The 15,414-nt window shown below is 63.3% G+C and carries 13 protein-coding genes; 8 read left to right on the forward strand and 5 right to left on the reverse strand.

Going from position 1 to position 15,414, the window contains the following annotated elements; all coding sequences use genetic code 11:
- The first annotated feature begins 6 nt into the window (after positions 1 to 6).
- Complete coding sequence (locus tag FIU91_RS15465) at positions 7 to 639, forward strand: LysE family translocator (RefSeq protein WP_254701975.1); 633 nt, start codon at positions 7 to 9, stop codon at positions 637 to 639.
- Positions 640 to 920: 281 nt separating this feature from the next.
- Here the strand turns inward: FIU91_RS15465 and uxaC are convergent, their stop codons facing one another.
- The 5 genes from uxaC to FIU91_RS15490 are packed head-to-tail and all read right to left on the reverse strand — an operon-like array spanning position 921 to position 7,983.
- Positions 921 to 2,315 (reverse strand): glucuronate isomerase, encoded by a 1,395-nt coding sequence (uxaC, locus tag FIU91_RS15470; RefSeq protein ID WP_152463163.1) that lies wholly within the window; start codon positions 2,313 to 2,315, stop codon positions 921 to 923.
- Positions 2,312 to 3,715 carry a mannitol dehydrogenase family protein gene (locus FIU91_RS15475; protein WP_254701976.1) on the reverse strand — a complete coding sequence of 468 codons (1,404 nt, stop codon included), beginning with the start codon at positions 3,713 to 3,715 and terminating at the stop codon, positions 2,312 to 2,314. Before FIU91_RS15475 ends, uxaC begins: the two co-directional genes overlap by 4 nt.
- Positions 3,712 to 6,072, reverse strand: a complete 2,361-nt coding sequence (locus FIU91_RS15480) for a TIM-barrel domain-containing protein (protein ID WP_152463164.1) — start codon at positions 6,070 to 6,072, stop codon at positions 3,712 to 3,714. Before FIU91_RS15480 ends, FIU91_RS15475 begins: the two co-directional genes overlap by 4 nt.
- Entirely contained in the window at positions 6,069 to 7,373 is a 1,305-nt protein-coding gene (locus FIU91_RS15485; protein WP_152463165.1) for a TRAP transporter large permease, read from the reverse strand. The genes FIU91_RS15480 and FIU91_RS15485 overlap by 4 nt, the downstream gene beginning before the upstream one ends.
- A 10-nt stretch (positions 7,374 to 7,383) precedes the next feature.
- Entirely contained in the window at positions 7,384 to 7,983 is a 600-nt protein-coding gene (locus FIU91_RS15490; RefSeq protein WP_254701977.1) for a TRAP transporter small permease, read from the reverse strand.
- 119 nt (positions 7,984 to 8,102) lie between these two features.
- On the opposite strand from FIU91_RS15490, the gene FIU91_RS15495 reads away from it, so the two are divergent.
- From FIU91_RS15495 to FIU91_RS15525, 7 genes are all read left to right on the forward strand, one after another.
- Positions 8,103 to 9,086 carry a TRAP transporter substrate-binding protein gene (locus FIU91_RS15495; RefSeq protein WP_254701978.1) on the forward strand — a complete coding sequence of 328 codons (984 nt, stop codon included), beginning with the start codon at positions 8,103 to 8,105 and terminating at the stop codon, positions 9,084 to 9,086.
- 6 nt (positions 9,087 to 9,092) lie between these two features.
- Positions 9,093 to 10,877, forward strand: a complete 1,785-nt coding sequence (locus FIU91_RS15500) for a glycoside hydrolase family 2 protein (RefSeq protein WP_152463167.1) — start codon at positions 9,093 to 9,095, stop codon at positions 10,875 to 10,877.
- Positions 10,874 to 11,605 carry an FCD domain-containing protein gene (locus tag FIU91_RS15505; RefSeq protein ID WP_152463168.1) on the forward strand — a complete coding sequence of 244 codons (732 nt, stop codon included), beginning with the start codon at positions 10,874 to 10,876 and terminating at the stop codon, positions 11,603 to 11,605. Before FIU91_RS15500 ends, FIU91_RS15505 begins: the two co-directional genes overlap by 4 nt.
- Positions 11,606 to 11,637: 32 nt before the next feature.
- Complete coding sequence (gene uxuA, locus FIU91_RS15510) at positions 11,638 to 12,804, forward strand: mannonate dehydratase (RefSeq protein WP_152463169.1); 1,167 nt, start codon at positions 11,638 to 11,640, stop codon at positions 12,802 to 12,804.
- Between the two features lie 26 nt (positions 12,805 to 12,830).
- Positions 12,831 to 13,703 carry a sugar kinase gene (locus FIU91_RS15515; RefSeq protein ID WP_254701979.1) on the forward strand — a complete coding sequence of 291 codons (873 nt, stop codon included), beginning with the start codon at positions 12,831 to 12,833 and terminating at the stop codon, positions 13,701 to 13,703.
- 351 nt (positions 13,704 to 14,054) lie between these two features.
- Complete coding sequence (locus tag FIU91_RS19820; RefSeq protein ID WP_172975030.1) at positions 14,055 to 14,240, forward strand: hypothetical protein; 186 nt, start codon at positions 14,055 to 14,057, stop codon at positions 14,238 to 14,240.
- Positions 14,241 to 14,463: 223 nt separating this feature from the next.
- On the forward strand, positions 14,464 to 15,387 hold the full coding sequence (locus tag FIU91_RS15525; protein WP_152463171.1) for a hypothetical protein: 924 nt from the start codon (positions 14,464 to 14,466) through the stop codon (positions 15,385 to 15,387).
- Positions 15,388 to 15,414: the final 27 nt, after the last annotated feature.

Genomic DNA, 15,414 nt, shown 5'->3' on the forward strand with positions numbered 1-15,414 from the left:
GCCGTCTTGCTTGACCCTTATCTAACCGGCATTTTGCTCGCCTACGGCGTTTTCATGATCGGTATGTTCACGCCGGGCCCAAACATCTTGGCGGTGATTGGCACATCAATGTCGATCGGTAGAACAGAAGGCAAAGCTCTGGCGCTTGGCGTGGCGACGGGAACTTTTTGCTGGTCAATGCTGACCGCTTTGGGCCTCACCGCACTTGTCTCGACCTATGCCTCAATAATGGTCCTTCTGAAGGTGATCGGCGCAGCATATTTGCTCTGGTTGGCCTTCAAGGCGTTCAAGTCGGCTATGACGATAAAAGAGTTAGAGGTGCGTCCTGTTCATCTGAATGGTGGGCCACTTGCGTTCTATCGGCGTGGGCTTCTGATCCAAATGACGAACGCCAAGGCCGCCTTGGTATGGATCGCGATTATGTCCCTTGCGATGGACGGGCAAGCACCGATCTGGGTGGCTTCTCTCGTCGTTGTCGGCACCAGCATCATGTCCGCAGTCGGACATGTGATTTACGCGGTGGCGTTTTCCACATCGCCGGTGGTCGCGGTCTATGCGAAAGCCCGCCGGTGGATCGACGGAGTGCTTGGCGTCTACTTCTGCTTTGCGAGCTACAAACTCGTCACCTATCGCCCGTAGATCGCGCGGTCGAATTGGGCTCGAAGCAGACTTGCGGCGTTGCAGCAGGACGCCCGCCTGGTCCTCGCCCCGCGCCCGTCGCTCCCGGCCCATTGCAGACCTCCACTGCGATGGTCGAGGCTGCGGCGCGGCTTCACCGAATCGGACATCCGCGACCTCCCGCAGCATCCGCTGGGAGGCCAAGGTCAGCAGTGCGGAACCTTGCTGCAGTTCGCTGCACATGCTCACTTTCAGCCGCATCTGCGACGTCATTCGGAGGTAAGGGCGGCCTCAAGACTAAGTCACGAAGTGAACCAGTCGCGGGCATTTCGATAACAGACGTCGCCCACAAGCGCATCGAGAATCTCGGGATCGTCCGGCACGTGCCCCTCGGCCTGCCAGCGGCCGACGATGCGGCAGAACAGGCGTCGGAAATACTCGTGGCGGGGGAAAGACAGGAACGAGCGGCTGTCGGTCAGCATCCCCAAGAAGGTCGAGATGAGGCCCATCTGCGCCAGCGTGCGCATCTGGACCTCCATGCCGTCGAGCTGGTCGTTGAACCACCAGGCCGTGCCCGCCTGCACCTTGCCGGGCACGCTGCCGTCCTGGAAATTGCCCGCCGTGGTGACGATCACCGGGTTCTTCGCTGGGTCGAGCCCGTAGATCACCATACGCGGCAGCTCCTCGGTGCGGTCCAGCCGGTCGAGCAGATCGTTCAGCGGCTCGGCCATCGCGGTGTCGCGGATTGAATCCGCGCCGACATCGCGGCCCACCGTCTCGAACAGGCGGGTGCGCGTGCTGCGCATCGCGTTGACGTGCAACTGCATGACGAGGTTGCGGCGTGCATAGGCCTGCCCCATCGCGACAAACAGCGCCGCGCGCCAGGCCGCGGCATCCACGGCCCCGACCTCGCGCCCCGCGCGGGCCGCGTCAAGCGCCGCATCCAGCCGGGCCACGGACACCTCGGCGCCCGCATCCAGCCGGTCGATGCCGTGATCGGCGGCGCGGCAGCCATGGGCCACGAAGTGATCCAGCCGCGCCTCGAGCGCCTCGACCACATCGTCGAAGCCGGAGATCGGCTGCGTCGCCGCTTCCAGCCGGTCGATCCAGTCAGCGAAGCCCGGCGCGTCGATCTTGACCGCCGGGTCGGGCCGGAAGGTCGGCACCACCCGCCACGGCGCATCGCGAAGCGCGGCGTGGTGTTCGAGCGTGTCCAGCGGATCGTCGGTGGTGCCCACCAGCTCGACGTTCATCCGGGTCAGCAGACCCTGCGCGCCGAACTCGGGGCGGGACAGCCTGTCCTGCGTGACCTCCCACACATGGTCGGCCGTGTCGGGGCCAAGGATCACGCCGTCGAGGTCGAAGTGCCGCCAGAGCTCCAGGTGGCTCCAGTGGTGCACCGGGTTGCCGAGCATCCTTGGCATCGCCCGTGCAAAGGCGTCGAATTTCTCGCGCGGAGAGGCGTCGCCTGTCACCAGACGCTCCTCGACCCCGGCCCAGCGCATGACACGCCACTTGTAGTGGTCATGACCCAGCCAGAGCGAGCCCAGATCTTCCCAGTGCTGATCCCCGGCGATTTCGGCCGGGGGCAGGTGGTTGTGGTAATCGACGATGGGAAGATCCTTCGCCACGTCGTGGTAGAGACGACGCGCCTCGGCGGTGTCGAGAAGGAAGTCTTGGTTCAGGAAACGGGTCATCGGGCCTCCTTAAGCGCGGCGATCATGCCGACCTCCACGATGCGCTCATGCGCCTTGCCGACCGGGCCTGCGAGGGTTTCGACTTCGTCGACCAGCCGAGGCAGGCCCAACACGGCGCGCACCGGATCAGGCTCTTGCGCGGCGGCACGCAGTTCCTCTTGACGGGGATCGGACACGGCGGGCAGCTCGCGCAACGCGGCGACCCAGCTTGCGATGGCATGAGCCGTCACCGTCCAGTCGCGGCCGGCCTCGGCGTTTTCCAGCGCCGGCACGAAGAGCCGCTGCGGCATCTTCTGGCTGGTGTCCTGCGCGATCTGGTCAAGCCGGTGGCGCAGGCGCGTGTTGCCAAAGCGTGCGATCAGCGCGTCGGCATAGGCGGCAAGATCCACGTCCCCCGGCATGTCGAGCGTCGGCGCCTGCTCGTCGAGCATCAGGCGGCGGGCCGCATCGGCCAGCACCGGGTCACCGACGGCCTCGGCCACGGTCTCGTGCCCTGCCAGCCGTCCTGCGTGGGCAAGAAAGGTATGCGCGCCGTTCAGCATGCGCAGCTTCATCTCCTCGAAGGGCCTGACATCCGCCACCAGTTCGGCCCCGCCTTCGGCAAAGGGCGGACGCGGACCGGCAAAACTCTCCTCGATCACCCATTGCAGGAACGGTTCGGTCACGATGCCGCTCGGATCGTCGTGGCCCACGGCCTCGCGCAGAAGCGCGGCGCCATCCTCGTCCATCGCCGGGGTGATCCGGTCCACCATGGAACTCGGGAAGGCCACGTTCTCGGCGATCCAGGTGCCAAGCTCGGGATCCGTCTGCCGGGCAAAGTCGCCCACGACCCGAGACAGCATCTCGCCGTTGCCGGGCATGTTGTCACAGGACAGCACCGTCATCGGCGCACCACCGGCGGCGCGGCGGCGACGCAGCCCCTCGACCAGAAGACCGATAGCCGTGCCCGGCGTTTTGGGCGCTTGAAGATCCGCCCGGATATCGTCGCGGTCGGTGTCGAGCCGTCCGCCGCTCTGGCAGTAACCCTTTTCGGTGACCGTCAGCAGGATCACGTCCAGCCCCTCACTCGCGATCAGGTTCGTAAGCGCGTCCGGTCCATCGCGCCGGGGATGGCAGGTGCCCACGACACAACCGATCTCGCGCACCGTAGCCGCTTCGCCGTCCGCGGCAGCTACATGGTAACGGCCCTCGGCGGCATCGAGCGCGTCAAGCGCGCCGGTCCCCGAATTCAGACGCGAGGCGATCACGCCCCAGTCGCCACCCGCTGCATCAAGCCCACGGTCCAGAAACCACATGGGATGCGCGCGCCCGAAGGCACCGAAGCCGATGTGCAGGATACGCGGGCGGAGCGCCGCGCGGTCGTAGCCCGGGCTCTCGCGGGTTATGGCCAGATCGGTCAAAGAGGCACCTCGTCTCCGTTTTGCGTTTCGTTGCCTCGCACGTGCAGGTTGCGCCGCTCACCGGCGGGCAACACGATGCGCGCGGTGTCCAGCACCGGCTCGCGCCCGCCCTCCTGCGCCCAGTCGAGGGTCAGCGTCTCGCCGCAGTCCAGCTCGAAACGCAGCAGGCTGAACGGGGCATCCTCGCTCACACCGTCGTCCTCGTAGAGCAGCCCGCCACCCCTGCCCGCCCCGGGCACCGGGAAAAGATGCAGCTCGCGAACCGTTTCCGCCGAGGGATCAGCCCGCATGGCGCCCGACGATAGGGGCAGCACCGCCCCTGCCCGCACGAACAGCGGCATCGACGACAAGTCAACGTCGAGTGTCACCCGCGCGCCCGGCGCGTTCCATTCGCCGGTGTGGAAGTTCCACCAGCCGGTGCCGTTGCGCGGCAGACGGACCTCGCGGGTCGTCGCGCCTTCGTCCAGCACGTTGGCCACGAGAAGATCGCGGCCCAGCATGAACTCGTCGCACTCGGCCCAGGCCTCGGGGTCATCGGGATGGTCGAGGAATACCGGACGCAGCATCGGTTCGCCCTTGGCCACCGCCTGCCAAAGGCAGGTGTAGAGATAGGGCAGCAGCCGGTAGCGCAGGCCAAGCGCCGCGCGGATCTGGGGTAGCACCTCGGGGTACATCCAGGCTTCGTTCACCGTGGCGTCGTCGTTCCACGAATGGATGGTGAAGCGCGGATGGAAGATCCCGTTCTGAATCCAGCGCAGGAACAGCTCAGGGTCCGGACGCGGACCGGCGAAACCGCCGACATCATGACCGACGTTGTAGAAGCCCGACAGGCTCATCCCCAGGCCGGTGCGGATGTTGTAGCGGATCGTCTTCCATGCGGTACGGTTGTCGCCCGACCATGTCTGGGCGTGCCGCTGCAGGCCAGGCGCGCCGGAGCGCGAAATCAGGTAGGGCCGCTTGCCCGGCGCGTGGGCGCGCTGCGCCTCTTCCGAGGCGCGCGTCATCAGGATCGGCATCACCGGCCGCATCAGACCCACGTCGATCGGATCGCCGAAGCCGTCGCAGCGCGCGCGGCCGTCCCAGATCTCGTATTCGTTGTTGTCGTTCCAGGTCGACCCGATCCCGTGATCGAGCAGCTGGGAGGTCACGCCCTCCTTCCACCAGGCCACCGCGTCGGCATTGGTGAAATCGATATGCGAGCCCTCATCATCCCAGAAGCTCGACCGCTCGGGGCTGTCGGGGGCCTCGCTGTCGCGAATGAATAGCCCTGCCTCGGCCACCTCGTTGTAGCGCGGATGGTCCTGCAACAGGCAGGGCTTGATGTTGGCGATCAAGTGCACGCCCGCCTCGCGGAACTTGGTGGTCATGGCGTCCACGTCGGGCACCTTGTCGCGGTTCCAGTTGAACACGTAACGCTTGGCCCCGATCGAGGTGTAGCCCGAGGACATCTGGAAGCTGTCGCAGGGGATCTGGTGTTCCTCGAGCCGGTCGAGAAATCCTTCGAGCTGCGCCTGCGCGTCGGGCGCGTCGGTATAGCTCATGGTCGAGCCGGAATAGCCCAGCGTCCAGCGCGGCGGAAAGGCGGTGCCGCCGGTCAGCGCCACCTGCCCCTTGACGAGATCGAGCATCTCGGGCGCCCAGCGCACGTAGTAATCAAGATCCCCGTCCTCGGCCCGGAAGGCACGATAGGGCAGGTGATAATTGTCAAGCTCGTTGCCCAGATCGAACCAGCAGGACGCGAGGTTGTCGTAGAAGATCGACCAGGCGCCCGCCCGGTCGGTCTGGGTCATCGTGAAGGGCACGTGTTTGTAAAGCGGATCGGTGCTTTCGGCGTCATAGCCCATCGCGTCGAGGTTGCGCATCTCGTAGCGCTTGCCCGACCGTTCCAGTTCGCCCGCCTTTTCACCCAGCCCATGCACCCGGTCGCCCGGGTAGCGGCGCAGGAAATGCCCGTGGCGATGGTCGTCGGTGCCCATGAGGATGCCGCCCGTGGGACGTTCCTCGGTGAAGGGCACCCAGTCGCCGCCGATCTTCGCTGCCCAGCTCAGCTGCAGCGGGCGGTGGATGGTGAGCCGAAGCGCGGCGGCCTCAACCTCCAACGCATCGCCTTCGCGGAGCTCGTGCGCAGGACAGGAGAAGCCCGACAGGTCGTCGCGGCTGCGGCCCTCCCAGGACAAGTCGCCTTCGGGTGCAATCGTCCATGTTCGCGGCAGCCGCCAAGCGCCGTCCTTGAGCAGCGACACCCGAATCAGGTCGTCCTCGAGAACGCGGACGCGCAGTAGGTGGCGGCCCTCGACCAGCAGGTCGACGCCGGCGTCGTGGCGGGCATGAAAGACCCAGTCGCGAAGTGTCTTCATAGGCCATATCCCAAGAGTAGACGAGGCAGGAAAAGGCTGATCTCGGGGACATAAGTCACGACGAGCAACAGCGTGAACAGGACCGCGTAAAGCGGCAGCAGCGGCCGGATCACCTTGGCTATGGACGTGCCGCCAACGGAACAGCCCACGAATAGCGCCGAGCCCACCGGTGGCGTGCAGATCCCGATACAGAGATTGAAGGTCATCACGATGCCGAAATGCACCGGATCCATACCCAGATCGCCGACGACGGGAAGGAAGATCGGCGTGAAGATCAGCAGCGCCGGCGTCATGTCCATAAAGGTACCAATCAGAAGAAGCGTGATGTTTATGGCGAGCAAGATCGCAAGCGGATTGTCGGACATCCCGAGGAGAAAGTCCGAAATCGTGTTGGGGATCAATCCGAAGGCCATCGCGCGGCTCATGGCGATCGAGGCGCCGATCATGAGGAGGACGACCGAGGTCGTCACAGCCGATTCGATGATGATCCGGGGAAGATCACGTAGCGTGATTTCCCGATACCAGACCAGCGCGAGCAGCAATGCGTAGATGACGGCCGCGGCAGAGGCTTCGGTGGCGGTGAAGGCGCCGCTGATGATACCGCCCATGATCACGACGATAAGCCCGAGAGGCAGGATCGCATCGCGTGTCGCCACCCATACCTCACTCTTGCTTGGCCGCGGAGAGACCGGATAACCGCGCCGCTTGGCGATGATACCGGCCACGGTCATGATGCCGGCGCCCATGAGGATCCCCGGCAGATAGCCCGCCACGAAGAGCGCGGCGATCGAGGTGCCGCCGGTGATCAGCGAATAGACGATGAGCGTCGCCGAGGGCGGGATGAGCAGGCCCGTAGGGCAGGAAGCGATGTTGACGGCGGCCGAAAAACTTCGGTCATAGCCTTCCTTGTCCTGAAGCGGAGCCATCACACCGCCGACCGCCGCAGCGGACGCCACCGCCGATCCCGAGATTGCACCGAACATCATGTTGGCAAGGACATTGCAATGTGCGAGCGCCCCCGGCAGCCGCCCGGCCAGCACCTTGGCAAAGTTGATGAGCCGCATGGCGATCCCGCCATGGTTCATGATGTTGCCGGCAAGGATGAAGAACGGGATCGCGAGTAGGGTGAAACTGTCGAGCCCCGAAGCCATTTGCTGCGCAACGATGAAAACGGACTGTTCGACGCCCATAAAGAGCAGAAAGGTCAGCGTCGCCGCAGAGCCGATAGCGAAGGCGATTGGTACCCCCATCGCCATGAAGATGAAGAAGGATCCGAAGAGGACCCAGATCGCATAGTCCATGTCCAGTTCCTCATTCCAGCGGCATGTCGACATCGCCTTCGGCCTGAGGCATCCGCCCGCGCGCGACATCGGCGAAGAAAAGAAGGCAATAGTAGAGTATCACTGCGCCGGCGAAGGGGATGGCGGCATAGATCCACCCCATAGAAATGCGAAGGGCGGGCGTCACCTGACCCGAAGCCAGGGTACGTGAGACAAGCGAATACCCACCCCAGATCATCACGACGGCAGCGAAAATCGCAACCACGGTCAGGATCGCGCCCTCGGCGGCAACGCGCCTGCGCCCTTTGAGCGTGGCGGTCAGCAGGTCGATTGCAAGGTGACGCCGGGCCCCAAATGTGTATGCGCCGCCGATGAGCGCAAGCCACATGAACAGGAATCGCGCGATCTCGTCGGTCAGCGTGCTTGGCGTACCGAGGACATAGCGGCTGAAGACCTGCCATGTCACGCAGGCAACCAGCACTGAAAAAATCACGATTATGACCCAACGAAGCGCATTGTCGATAACAGGCTTCATGGCGCAACCACCGGTGTGTCCGATGTCGGGTTGGAATGGGCAGTCATCTCGTCTCCTCCTCGTGCCGAGATATCTGGAGAACAGTGGCAGCTTCATGAATTTTGGTCAACCAATTTAGAAATAGGTTGACTTCTTGGCTGTCGTGAAGCCATTTTTTGCAGTGATTGGTCAGCCAAATGAATTGGCCGATCATCGTAATTCCAGGGAGGATGACCATGAAATTGACCACAACGCTCACCGCCATTGCGGTCGCTGGGCTTGGCACGGCGGCAGCGGCCGAGACGCTCCGCCTGAACCACAACAACCCGCCGGATCACCCTACGCATCTCTCCATGCAGTTCATGGCCGACCGCGTAGCCGAGTTGACCGATGGCGAGATCGAGATTCAGCTCTTTCCCAACGCCCAGCTTGGTACGCAACGCGAGTCGATGGAACTCGTCCAGAACTGCGCTCTCGAGATGGCACGCTCTAACGCTTCCGAGCTTGAAGCTTTCGAAGAGAGCTATTCAGCAATGAACCTGCCCTACATCTTCGCATCGGAAGACCATTTCAACGATGTGATCTCGGGCGATATCGGCCAGGACATCCTCGAAGCGTCAGTCGATAATGGCTTCCGCGGTGTCGCCTTCCTGACCGAAGGCGCGCGCTCCTTCTACGGACAGAAGCCCATCCTCTCCCCGGCGGATCTCGAAGGGGTCAAGGTTCGCGTACAACCTTCCCCCTCCGCAATCCGTATGGTCGAATTGCTGGGTGGCAGCCCTACCCCGATCTCTTGGGGCGAACTGTATAGCGCGTTGCAGCAAGGCGTGGTCGACGCGGCCGAGAACAACCCGACCGCACTCACAACGGCGCGCCACGGTGAAGTGGCCACGGATTTCTCGCTCGACGAGCATACGATCATTCCGTCGGTTGTCGTGATGTCGAACTGTGCGTGGGATGCGATGACGGCCGAACAACAGGAGGCCTTCATGACCGCCGCGGCCGAGATGCAGGAGCGTCATGGCGTGGAATGGAAGAAAGCTTCGGATGCTGCGATCGAGGAAGCGCAGAGCGAGCTGGGTGTGACGATCCACGAAGTCGACAAGGGGCCCTTCGTCGAAGCAGTGCAGCCGATGTATGAAGAGGTCGCTTCACAATCGGATACCATTGCCGACCTGATCGAGCGCATTCAAGCCTCGGCACCCGACTCGGGCTCCTAATCGCACATGCTCGAAAGGTCCGATATCGCGGAGAACGCTCTTCAGGCACTGCATGACGAAGACTACGATCGTCCTTTCAACCTGCAGAACCTGAATGCGGAAACCCTGATCTTCACCAGCGGTCGGCAGGGCCGGTCGCTGGATGGAGATTGGTTCTTCTGCGTCGATCTTCTCGATACCGGTCTGCGGCAGAAGTGGTTTGCCATGACACCGCAGCAACCGGCGGACCGTATCGAGCCTTGGGATTATGACCCCTATATGGGCGAGACGGTGCCGGTACCGTCGTGTTGGCAGATGCTCAAGGAGAAATGGTATTTCTTCGAAGGCTCGGCCTGGTACACACGGTCGGTCTCGGTAGATCCCCTCACTGACGGGCGGCGGCGATTCTTACGGATCGGCGCCGCACAATACGATTGCAAGGTCTTCGTGAACGGGCGATTTTTGGGCAATCACTACGGTGGTTCGACCCCGTTCTGTGTAGGGGTGAGCGAAGCATTCCTGCCGGGCGAGAACTGGCTCATACTCTGCGTGAACAACACCAGAACCCACGACCGGGTGCCCATGCGCAATACCGATTGGTTCAACTACGGCGGCGTGTACCGCGAGGTCACGCTGCACGAGACCCCGGCTACGGTGATCCGCGATCTTTTCGTGCGCCTTGACGGAGATACGATCCGGGCGAGCGTCGTGTCGGACGGCCCGGCCGCCGCCGCAAAGCTTGAGATCTCCGAACTCGGGATCAACACCGAGATTCCCCTGCAGGACGGGCACGGCGAGGTCGCGATTGCGGCGCAACCCGAGCTCTGGTCGCCCGAGAAACCGCGGCTTTACGACGTCACCTGTTCGGCCGGGGGCGACGTGGTCCGCGATCGCATCGGCTTCCGCACGATCGAGCGGCGCGGGACCGAGATATTTCTCAATGGCGAACCGATCTTCCTGCGCGGGATTTCAGTGCACGAAGACGACCGGGACACCGGCAAGGTTACGAGCGACGAGGACATCCGCCGCCGCTTTGCCCACGCGAAGGAGCTGGGCTGCAACTTCCTACGCCTGGCGCATTATCCGCATCACGAACGGGCCGCGGAGATCGCCGACGCGCTTGGCTTGCTGCTCTGGGAAGAAATCCCCGTCTACTGGGCGATCGACTTCGAAAACCCCGCGACCCTGCGTGACGCGAACAACCAGCTGACCGAGCTGATCCGTCGCGACCACAACCGCGCCAGCGTCGTCATCTGGTCCATCGGCAATGAAAATCCCGACACGGAAGCGCGACTGAGTTTCATGCGCACCTTGGCAGACACGGCCCGCGCGGAGGACCCGACCCGGCTGATCGCCGCCGCCTGCCTTGTCAACCACAACAAGCTCAAGATCGAGGATCGCCTCGCCACATCGCTCGATATCATCGGGATCAACGAATATTATGGCTGGTACGACGAGAATTTCGACGAGCTCGCGATAATCGGCCGCAACTCGGCTCCCGACCGACCGGTCGTCATCTCAGAGACCGGCGCCGACGGCGACCACGAGGCAGGCCCGGAAACCGGCCTGTTCTCGGTTGCGTACCAGGCCGACGTGTATCGCAAGCAGATCGCTACGCTGCGCGACCTCGACTACATCAAGGGCATCTCACCGTGGATCCTCTACGATTTTCGTGTCGAGCGGCGACAGAACGTTTTCCAGCGCGGTTGGAACCGTAAGGGATTGATCGGCTCCGACAAGCGCTCGAAAAAGCCCGCTTTCGATATCCTGGCGGCGCATTACGCAAACCGCGCATCGGAGGAGAACGCATGAGCGATCGCAGGCAATACCAGGATGTCGCGCGGTCGATCCGGCAGATCATCCGCGACGAGAGTCTTCAGGCCGGCGATCGTCTGCCGCCCGAGCGCGGTCTGTCGGAACGTCTCGGCGTGTCCCGCTCGCTGGTCCGCGAGGCCCTGATCCTTCTCGAGATCGAGGGGGCCGTCGAGGTGCGCAAGGGCTCGGGCGTCTATATTTCGGACACGCCCCCAGCGGCGTCCCAGCAAATGCGCGACGATATCGGCCCGTTCGAGCTGCTTCAGGCGCGCCAGCTGATCGAGTCGGACATCGCGGGCTTCGCGGCTCGGATGGTCACCAAGAACGACATCATGCGCCTGCGCGATATCTTGGCGAAAGAACGCGCGGACATGGAAAGCGCCGATCCGGATTATTCCGGCGACCGCGCCTTTCACCGACAGATCGCGGAGGCCACGCAGAATTCGGTTCTCGTGGACGTGGTCGAGGAACTCTGGGCCAAGCGCGAACAAAGTCCGATGTGGGCGCGCCTGCACAATCGGATCTTCGAGACGACATACCGGCGGGCCTGGCTGGACGACCACCAGGCCATCCTGACCGCCTTGCAAGCACGCAATCCCGAACAGGCGCAGACGGCGATGTGGCAGCATCTCGGGAATGTCCGGGATACGCTGATGACTCTCTCCGACGTCGACGATCCCGCATTTGACGGCTACCTGTTCCAGCCCGTCTCACGGAGCGCTTGAGCGCTCGAAACCACTTCCTGGAAAGGCAGCACATGATCGAGTCCTGGCGCTGGTTCGGCCCCGACGACCCCGTGACCCTGAACGATGTCCGGCAGACCGGGGCCAAGGGTATCGTCACGGCGCTGCATGGCGTTCCGGCGGGCACCGTCTGGCGCCACGAGGACGTCGAGGCGCGGCGCGACATGATCCGCGACGCGGGGCTCGACTGGGTCGTGGTCGAAAGCATTCCCGTGCACGAGGACATCAAGACCGGCGCCCCGGGCTGGGAGGTCCGTGCCGACGCCTGGGCCGAGAGCCTTCGCGTCCTTGCCGCCGCCGGTATCCGGACCGTCTGCTACAATTTCATGCCCGTGCTCGACTGGACGCGCACGACGCTGAACCACGATCTGCCGGGCGGCGCGCAGTGCCTGCGCTTCGACGCCGTCGACGCGGCCGTGTTCGACATCTTTCTGCTGCAGCGCCCCGATGCTCAGGCCGACCACCGCGCCGACATCGTCGAGCAGGCCCGGCGGCGCTACGCCGCGATGGACTACGAGGCGTGCCGGCAGCTCGTGGAAACCATCATCGCCGGCCTGCCGGGCTCTGAAGAAAGTTGGACGATCGAGAGTTTCCGCGACCAGGTCGCGGCCTACCGGGACATCGATCACTCACGCCTGCGCGCCAATCTCCTTGCCTTCCTCGACCGGGTGCTGCCCGTGGCCGAGGCCGAGGGCGTGCGTCTTGCCATCCACCCCGACGACCCGCCCTTCCCGCTCTTCGGCCTGCCCCGCGTCGTCTCAACCGAAAGCGATTTGGCGGCGATCTTCGATCACGCGCAGACGGCCGCCAATGGGCTGACCTTTTGCACCGGGTCGCTCGGGGTGCGCGCCGACAACGACCTGCCCGCGATCTTGGAGCGGTTCGCCGATCGGGTGCATTTCCTACATCTACGCTCGACCCGGCGCGAGGCGGACGGGATCAGCTTTCACGAAGCCGAACACCTGGGCGGGGACGCGGGACTGGTGCGTATCGTGAGTGCCGCGCTGCGGCTCGAGGCCCGGCGCGGAACCGCGCTTCCGATGCGCCCCGACCACGGCCACATGATCGCTTGGGACCAGAGCCGCGCCATGCGCGCTGGCTATCCCTATATCGGCCGCCTGCGGGGCCTGGCCGAACTGCGCGGCGTCGCCGCTGCGCTGACCGATCCGTACGCCCGATGACACGCGTTCTCGGCATAGGCGAATGCATGATCGAGATGGCGTTGCAGGACGACGGGCGCTACGTGATGGGCTTCGCCGGCGACACTTTCAATACCTGCTGGTACCTTCGCCAGGTTGCCGGGGACGCGCTGTCGGTGGGGTATTTCTCGGCTATCGGGGATGACGACGCCTCGGCTCGGATGGAAGAGTTCATGCGCTTCGCCGGCATAGATCCGGTTCTCGCGGTCCGCCCGGGACGGACGATCGGCCTTTACCTGATCTCGCTGAGGGACGGCGAGCGGAGCTTCAGCTACTGGCGCTCGGCCTCGGCCGCGCGGACCCTGGCCGACGATCTCGAAACGCTCCCTGGCCTTGGCAGGGGCGACGTCGCGTACTTCTCGGGGATCACGCTGGCCATCCTGCCTCCGGCGGGACGCGAGCGGTTGTGCGCCGCGTTGACCCGGGCCCGGGCCGAGGGGGTGACAGTCGTCTTCGACCCAAACATCCGCCCCGCGCTATGGGACTCGCGCACCGAAATGCGCGCGCAGATCATGCGAGCGGCCGGTTTGGCCAATCTGGTTCTTCCATCATGCGACGACGAGGTTACGCATTTCGGAGATTCCGGTCCCGACGATGTAGCGGGCCGCTATCTTGACTGCGGGGCAGCAGCCGTCGTTGTAAAGAACGGCGGCAAGTCCCTCGTCGTCCAGTCCGAACAAGAGCGCGTCGATTTTCTGCCTGATCCGGTGTCGAAAGTAGTCGACACTACCGCTGCCGGCGATGCGTTCAATGCGGGTTTTCTGGCAAGTTGGCTAATCGGTGAGACCTTGGAAAATTCGTGCGCCGCCGGCTGCCGGGTGGCTGGACAGGTAATTACTCAGCATGGCGCCCTCGTGAGACTGACCATGGATAATGAATAGCCCACTCGGCTTGGCTTCGACCTTTAGAAAATTCTCTCTTCCGGAATTCTCAAATAGTCTTCATGCTTTTGTGGTGAGCTTCTGTGCTCGCCATAACAAGATAGAAAGTAGTTTCTGTGACGGCGCTAAGCGTCATGGATAAAATGGTTGCGCGAAAGCACTTTTCATCAAGCATTCGCCGAGGTCAGTCAACGCCTGGCGAAAAGCTTGCTTAAGCCCAGCTTTTTGATCGAAAGTTTGGGTCGATGACCTGTGACCTAATGGGATGAAATGCCTTCCCACCATCCTGCTGCTACCGTGGCGGGCATAGGTGGAGAGAGGAGCATCTGATGGACATCAAGGTTCTGGGTATTGATTTGGGCAAGACCGTTTGCAGTCTTGCCGGGCTGGATGAAGCGGGAGCGGTTGGAGGTCGCCGATGCTAAGCGGCTGCAGGCGCTCGAGACCGAGAACGCCAAGCTGAAGAAGATGCTGGCTGAGCAGATGATGAATGTGGCTACGCTGAAAGAGATGAAGGCCAGGCACTACTGCGCGTGACGGACTTACCGAACTGCGCTTGGATGGCCCTCGCTGCGTCGCCGCCGGGCGAAGCGACCCGCTTGGGATCATGCACAATTTTCAATTGGCGTGCTGTGGCTATAGGGACCAAGCTGCAGGTGTCTCGAGCGCATGCTAAAGCGCGTAAGTGTGTGTCCCGGGCTTGGAGCATTGTATGAAATTCTGCCTTTCCTTGGCTCTTCTCTTGGGTGCAGCGCCTTGCATGGCGGAGACAGTGGCAGGTGTCGTCTATCTTCAGGATACCTCCCTTCAGGAACGCCCTCTATCGCTCTCGATCTGGTATCCATCGGAGGAACCGGCGTCGGCCGAGATTGGCGGCAATCCTGTCTTTGAGGGTGTTCCAGCCGCTCCGGGTTCTGCATTTCCGGATGAGCCTCTCCCTTTGGTCGTTGTCTCACATGGTGGTTTGCGATCTGCGTCCGACTCCGGCGCTTGGCTTAGCTCATCTATCGCTCGGACGGGCAAAGTCGTCGTCGAGGTCAATGCGCCACGCCCCGATAACGCGGCCGTTGCCTTGGAAGAGATCTGGCGGAGACCGCAGGATATCGGCCGCGCCATTGACAGAGTGACCGGTGATGAAACTTGGGGTTCGCGCGTCGAAGAGAATGACGTCTCCGTCATAGGGATTGCCCTGGGCGCGACCGCGGCCCTTTCTGTTGGCGGGGCTGAGCTGGATACAGCGCGCTACTTGCGGTCCTGCACTGCAAACACCGCAACGGAGGGACCAGATTGCGGGTGGTACGCCGCCCAAGGCGTAGATCTGTCTCAGTCCAGCCAAGAGGGCTTCGAAGGGCTGGCCCAAGACCCTCGGGTAGCCTCGGTGGTTGCGCTGAAACCGGAATACGCGACCGCTCTGAGTGCGACCTCTGCCGAAGTAGACACGCTGCGGATCTCGCTCGGAAACGCCGACGGTGCATCTGCTGGAGATCAGACATCTCACGTCGTCGCGATACCCGACGCCTCCGTCTTCGACGCTTTCGCGGTTTGTACCGCTGCCGGACCGGACATCCTGATTGAAGAAGCGGGAGATGCGTCGCTTTGCGAGGGGTCAGCAGGGGAACGCCGAACCGTACACAGGGAGGTTCGAGACGCGACCCTGTCATTTCTCGAGGCCGTTGCCGAATAGGCGGGCATGGCTCGTCTGTCATGCTGT

Source organism: Roseivivax sp. THAF30, from assembly GCF_009363575.1.
GTDB lineage: Bacteria > Pseudomonadota > Alphaproteobacteria > Rhodobacterales > Rhodobacteraceae > Roseivivax > Roseivivax halotolerans.

Excerpts from the sequence above, each read along its gene's own strand:
- uxaC (WP_152463163.1), bottom strand. The coding sequence starts at position 2,315 with ATGACCCGTTTCCTGAACCAAGACTTCCTTCTCGACACCGCCGAGGCG.
- FIU91_RS15480 (WP_152463164.1), bottom strand. The coding sequence starts at position 6,072 with ATGAAGACACTTCGCGACTGGGTCTTTCATGCCCGCCACGACGCCGGC.
- FIU91_RS15485 (WP_152463165.1), bottom strand. The coding sequence starts at position 7,373 with ATGGACTATGCGATCTGGGTCCTCTTCGGATCCTTCTTCATCTTCATG.
- FIU91_RS15490 (WP_254701977.1), bottom strand. The coding sequence starts at position 7,983 with ATGAAGCTGCCACTGTTCTCCAGATATCTCGGCACGAGGAGGAGACGA.
- FIU91_RS15495 (WP_254701978.1), top strand. The coding sequence starts at position 8,103 with ATGAAATTGACCACAACGCTCACCGCCATTGCGGTCGCTGGGCTTGGC.
- FIU91_RS15500 (WP_152463167.1), top strand. The coding sequence starts at position 9,093 with ATGCTCGAAAGGTCCGATATCGCGGAGAACGCTCTTCAGGCACTGCAT.
- FIU91_RS15505 (WP_152463168.1), top strand. The coding sequence starts at position 10,874 with ATGAGCGATCGCAGGCAATACCAGGATGTCGCGCGGTCGATCCGGCAG.
- uxuA (WP_152463169.1), top strand. The coding sequence starts at position 11,638 with ATGATCGAGTCCTGGCGCTGGTTCGGCCCCGACGACCCCGTGACCCTG.
- FIU91_RS15515 (WP_254701979.1), top strand. The coding sequence starts at position 12,831 with ATGATCGAGATGGCGTTGCAGGACGACGGGCGCTACGTGATGGGCTTC.
- FIU91_RS15525 (WP_152463171.1), top strand. The coding sequence starts at position 14,464 with ATGGCGGAGACAGTGGCAGGTGTCGTCTATCTTCAGGATACCTCCCTT.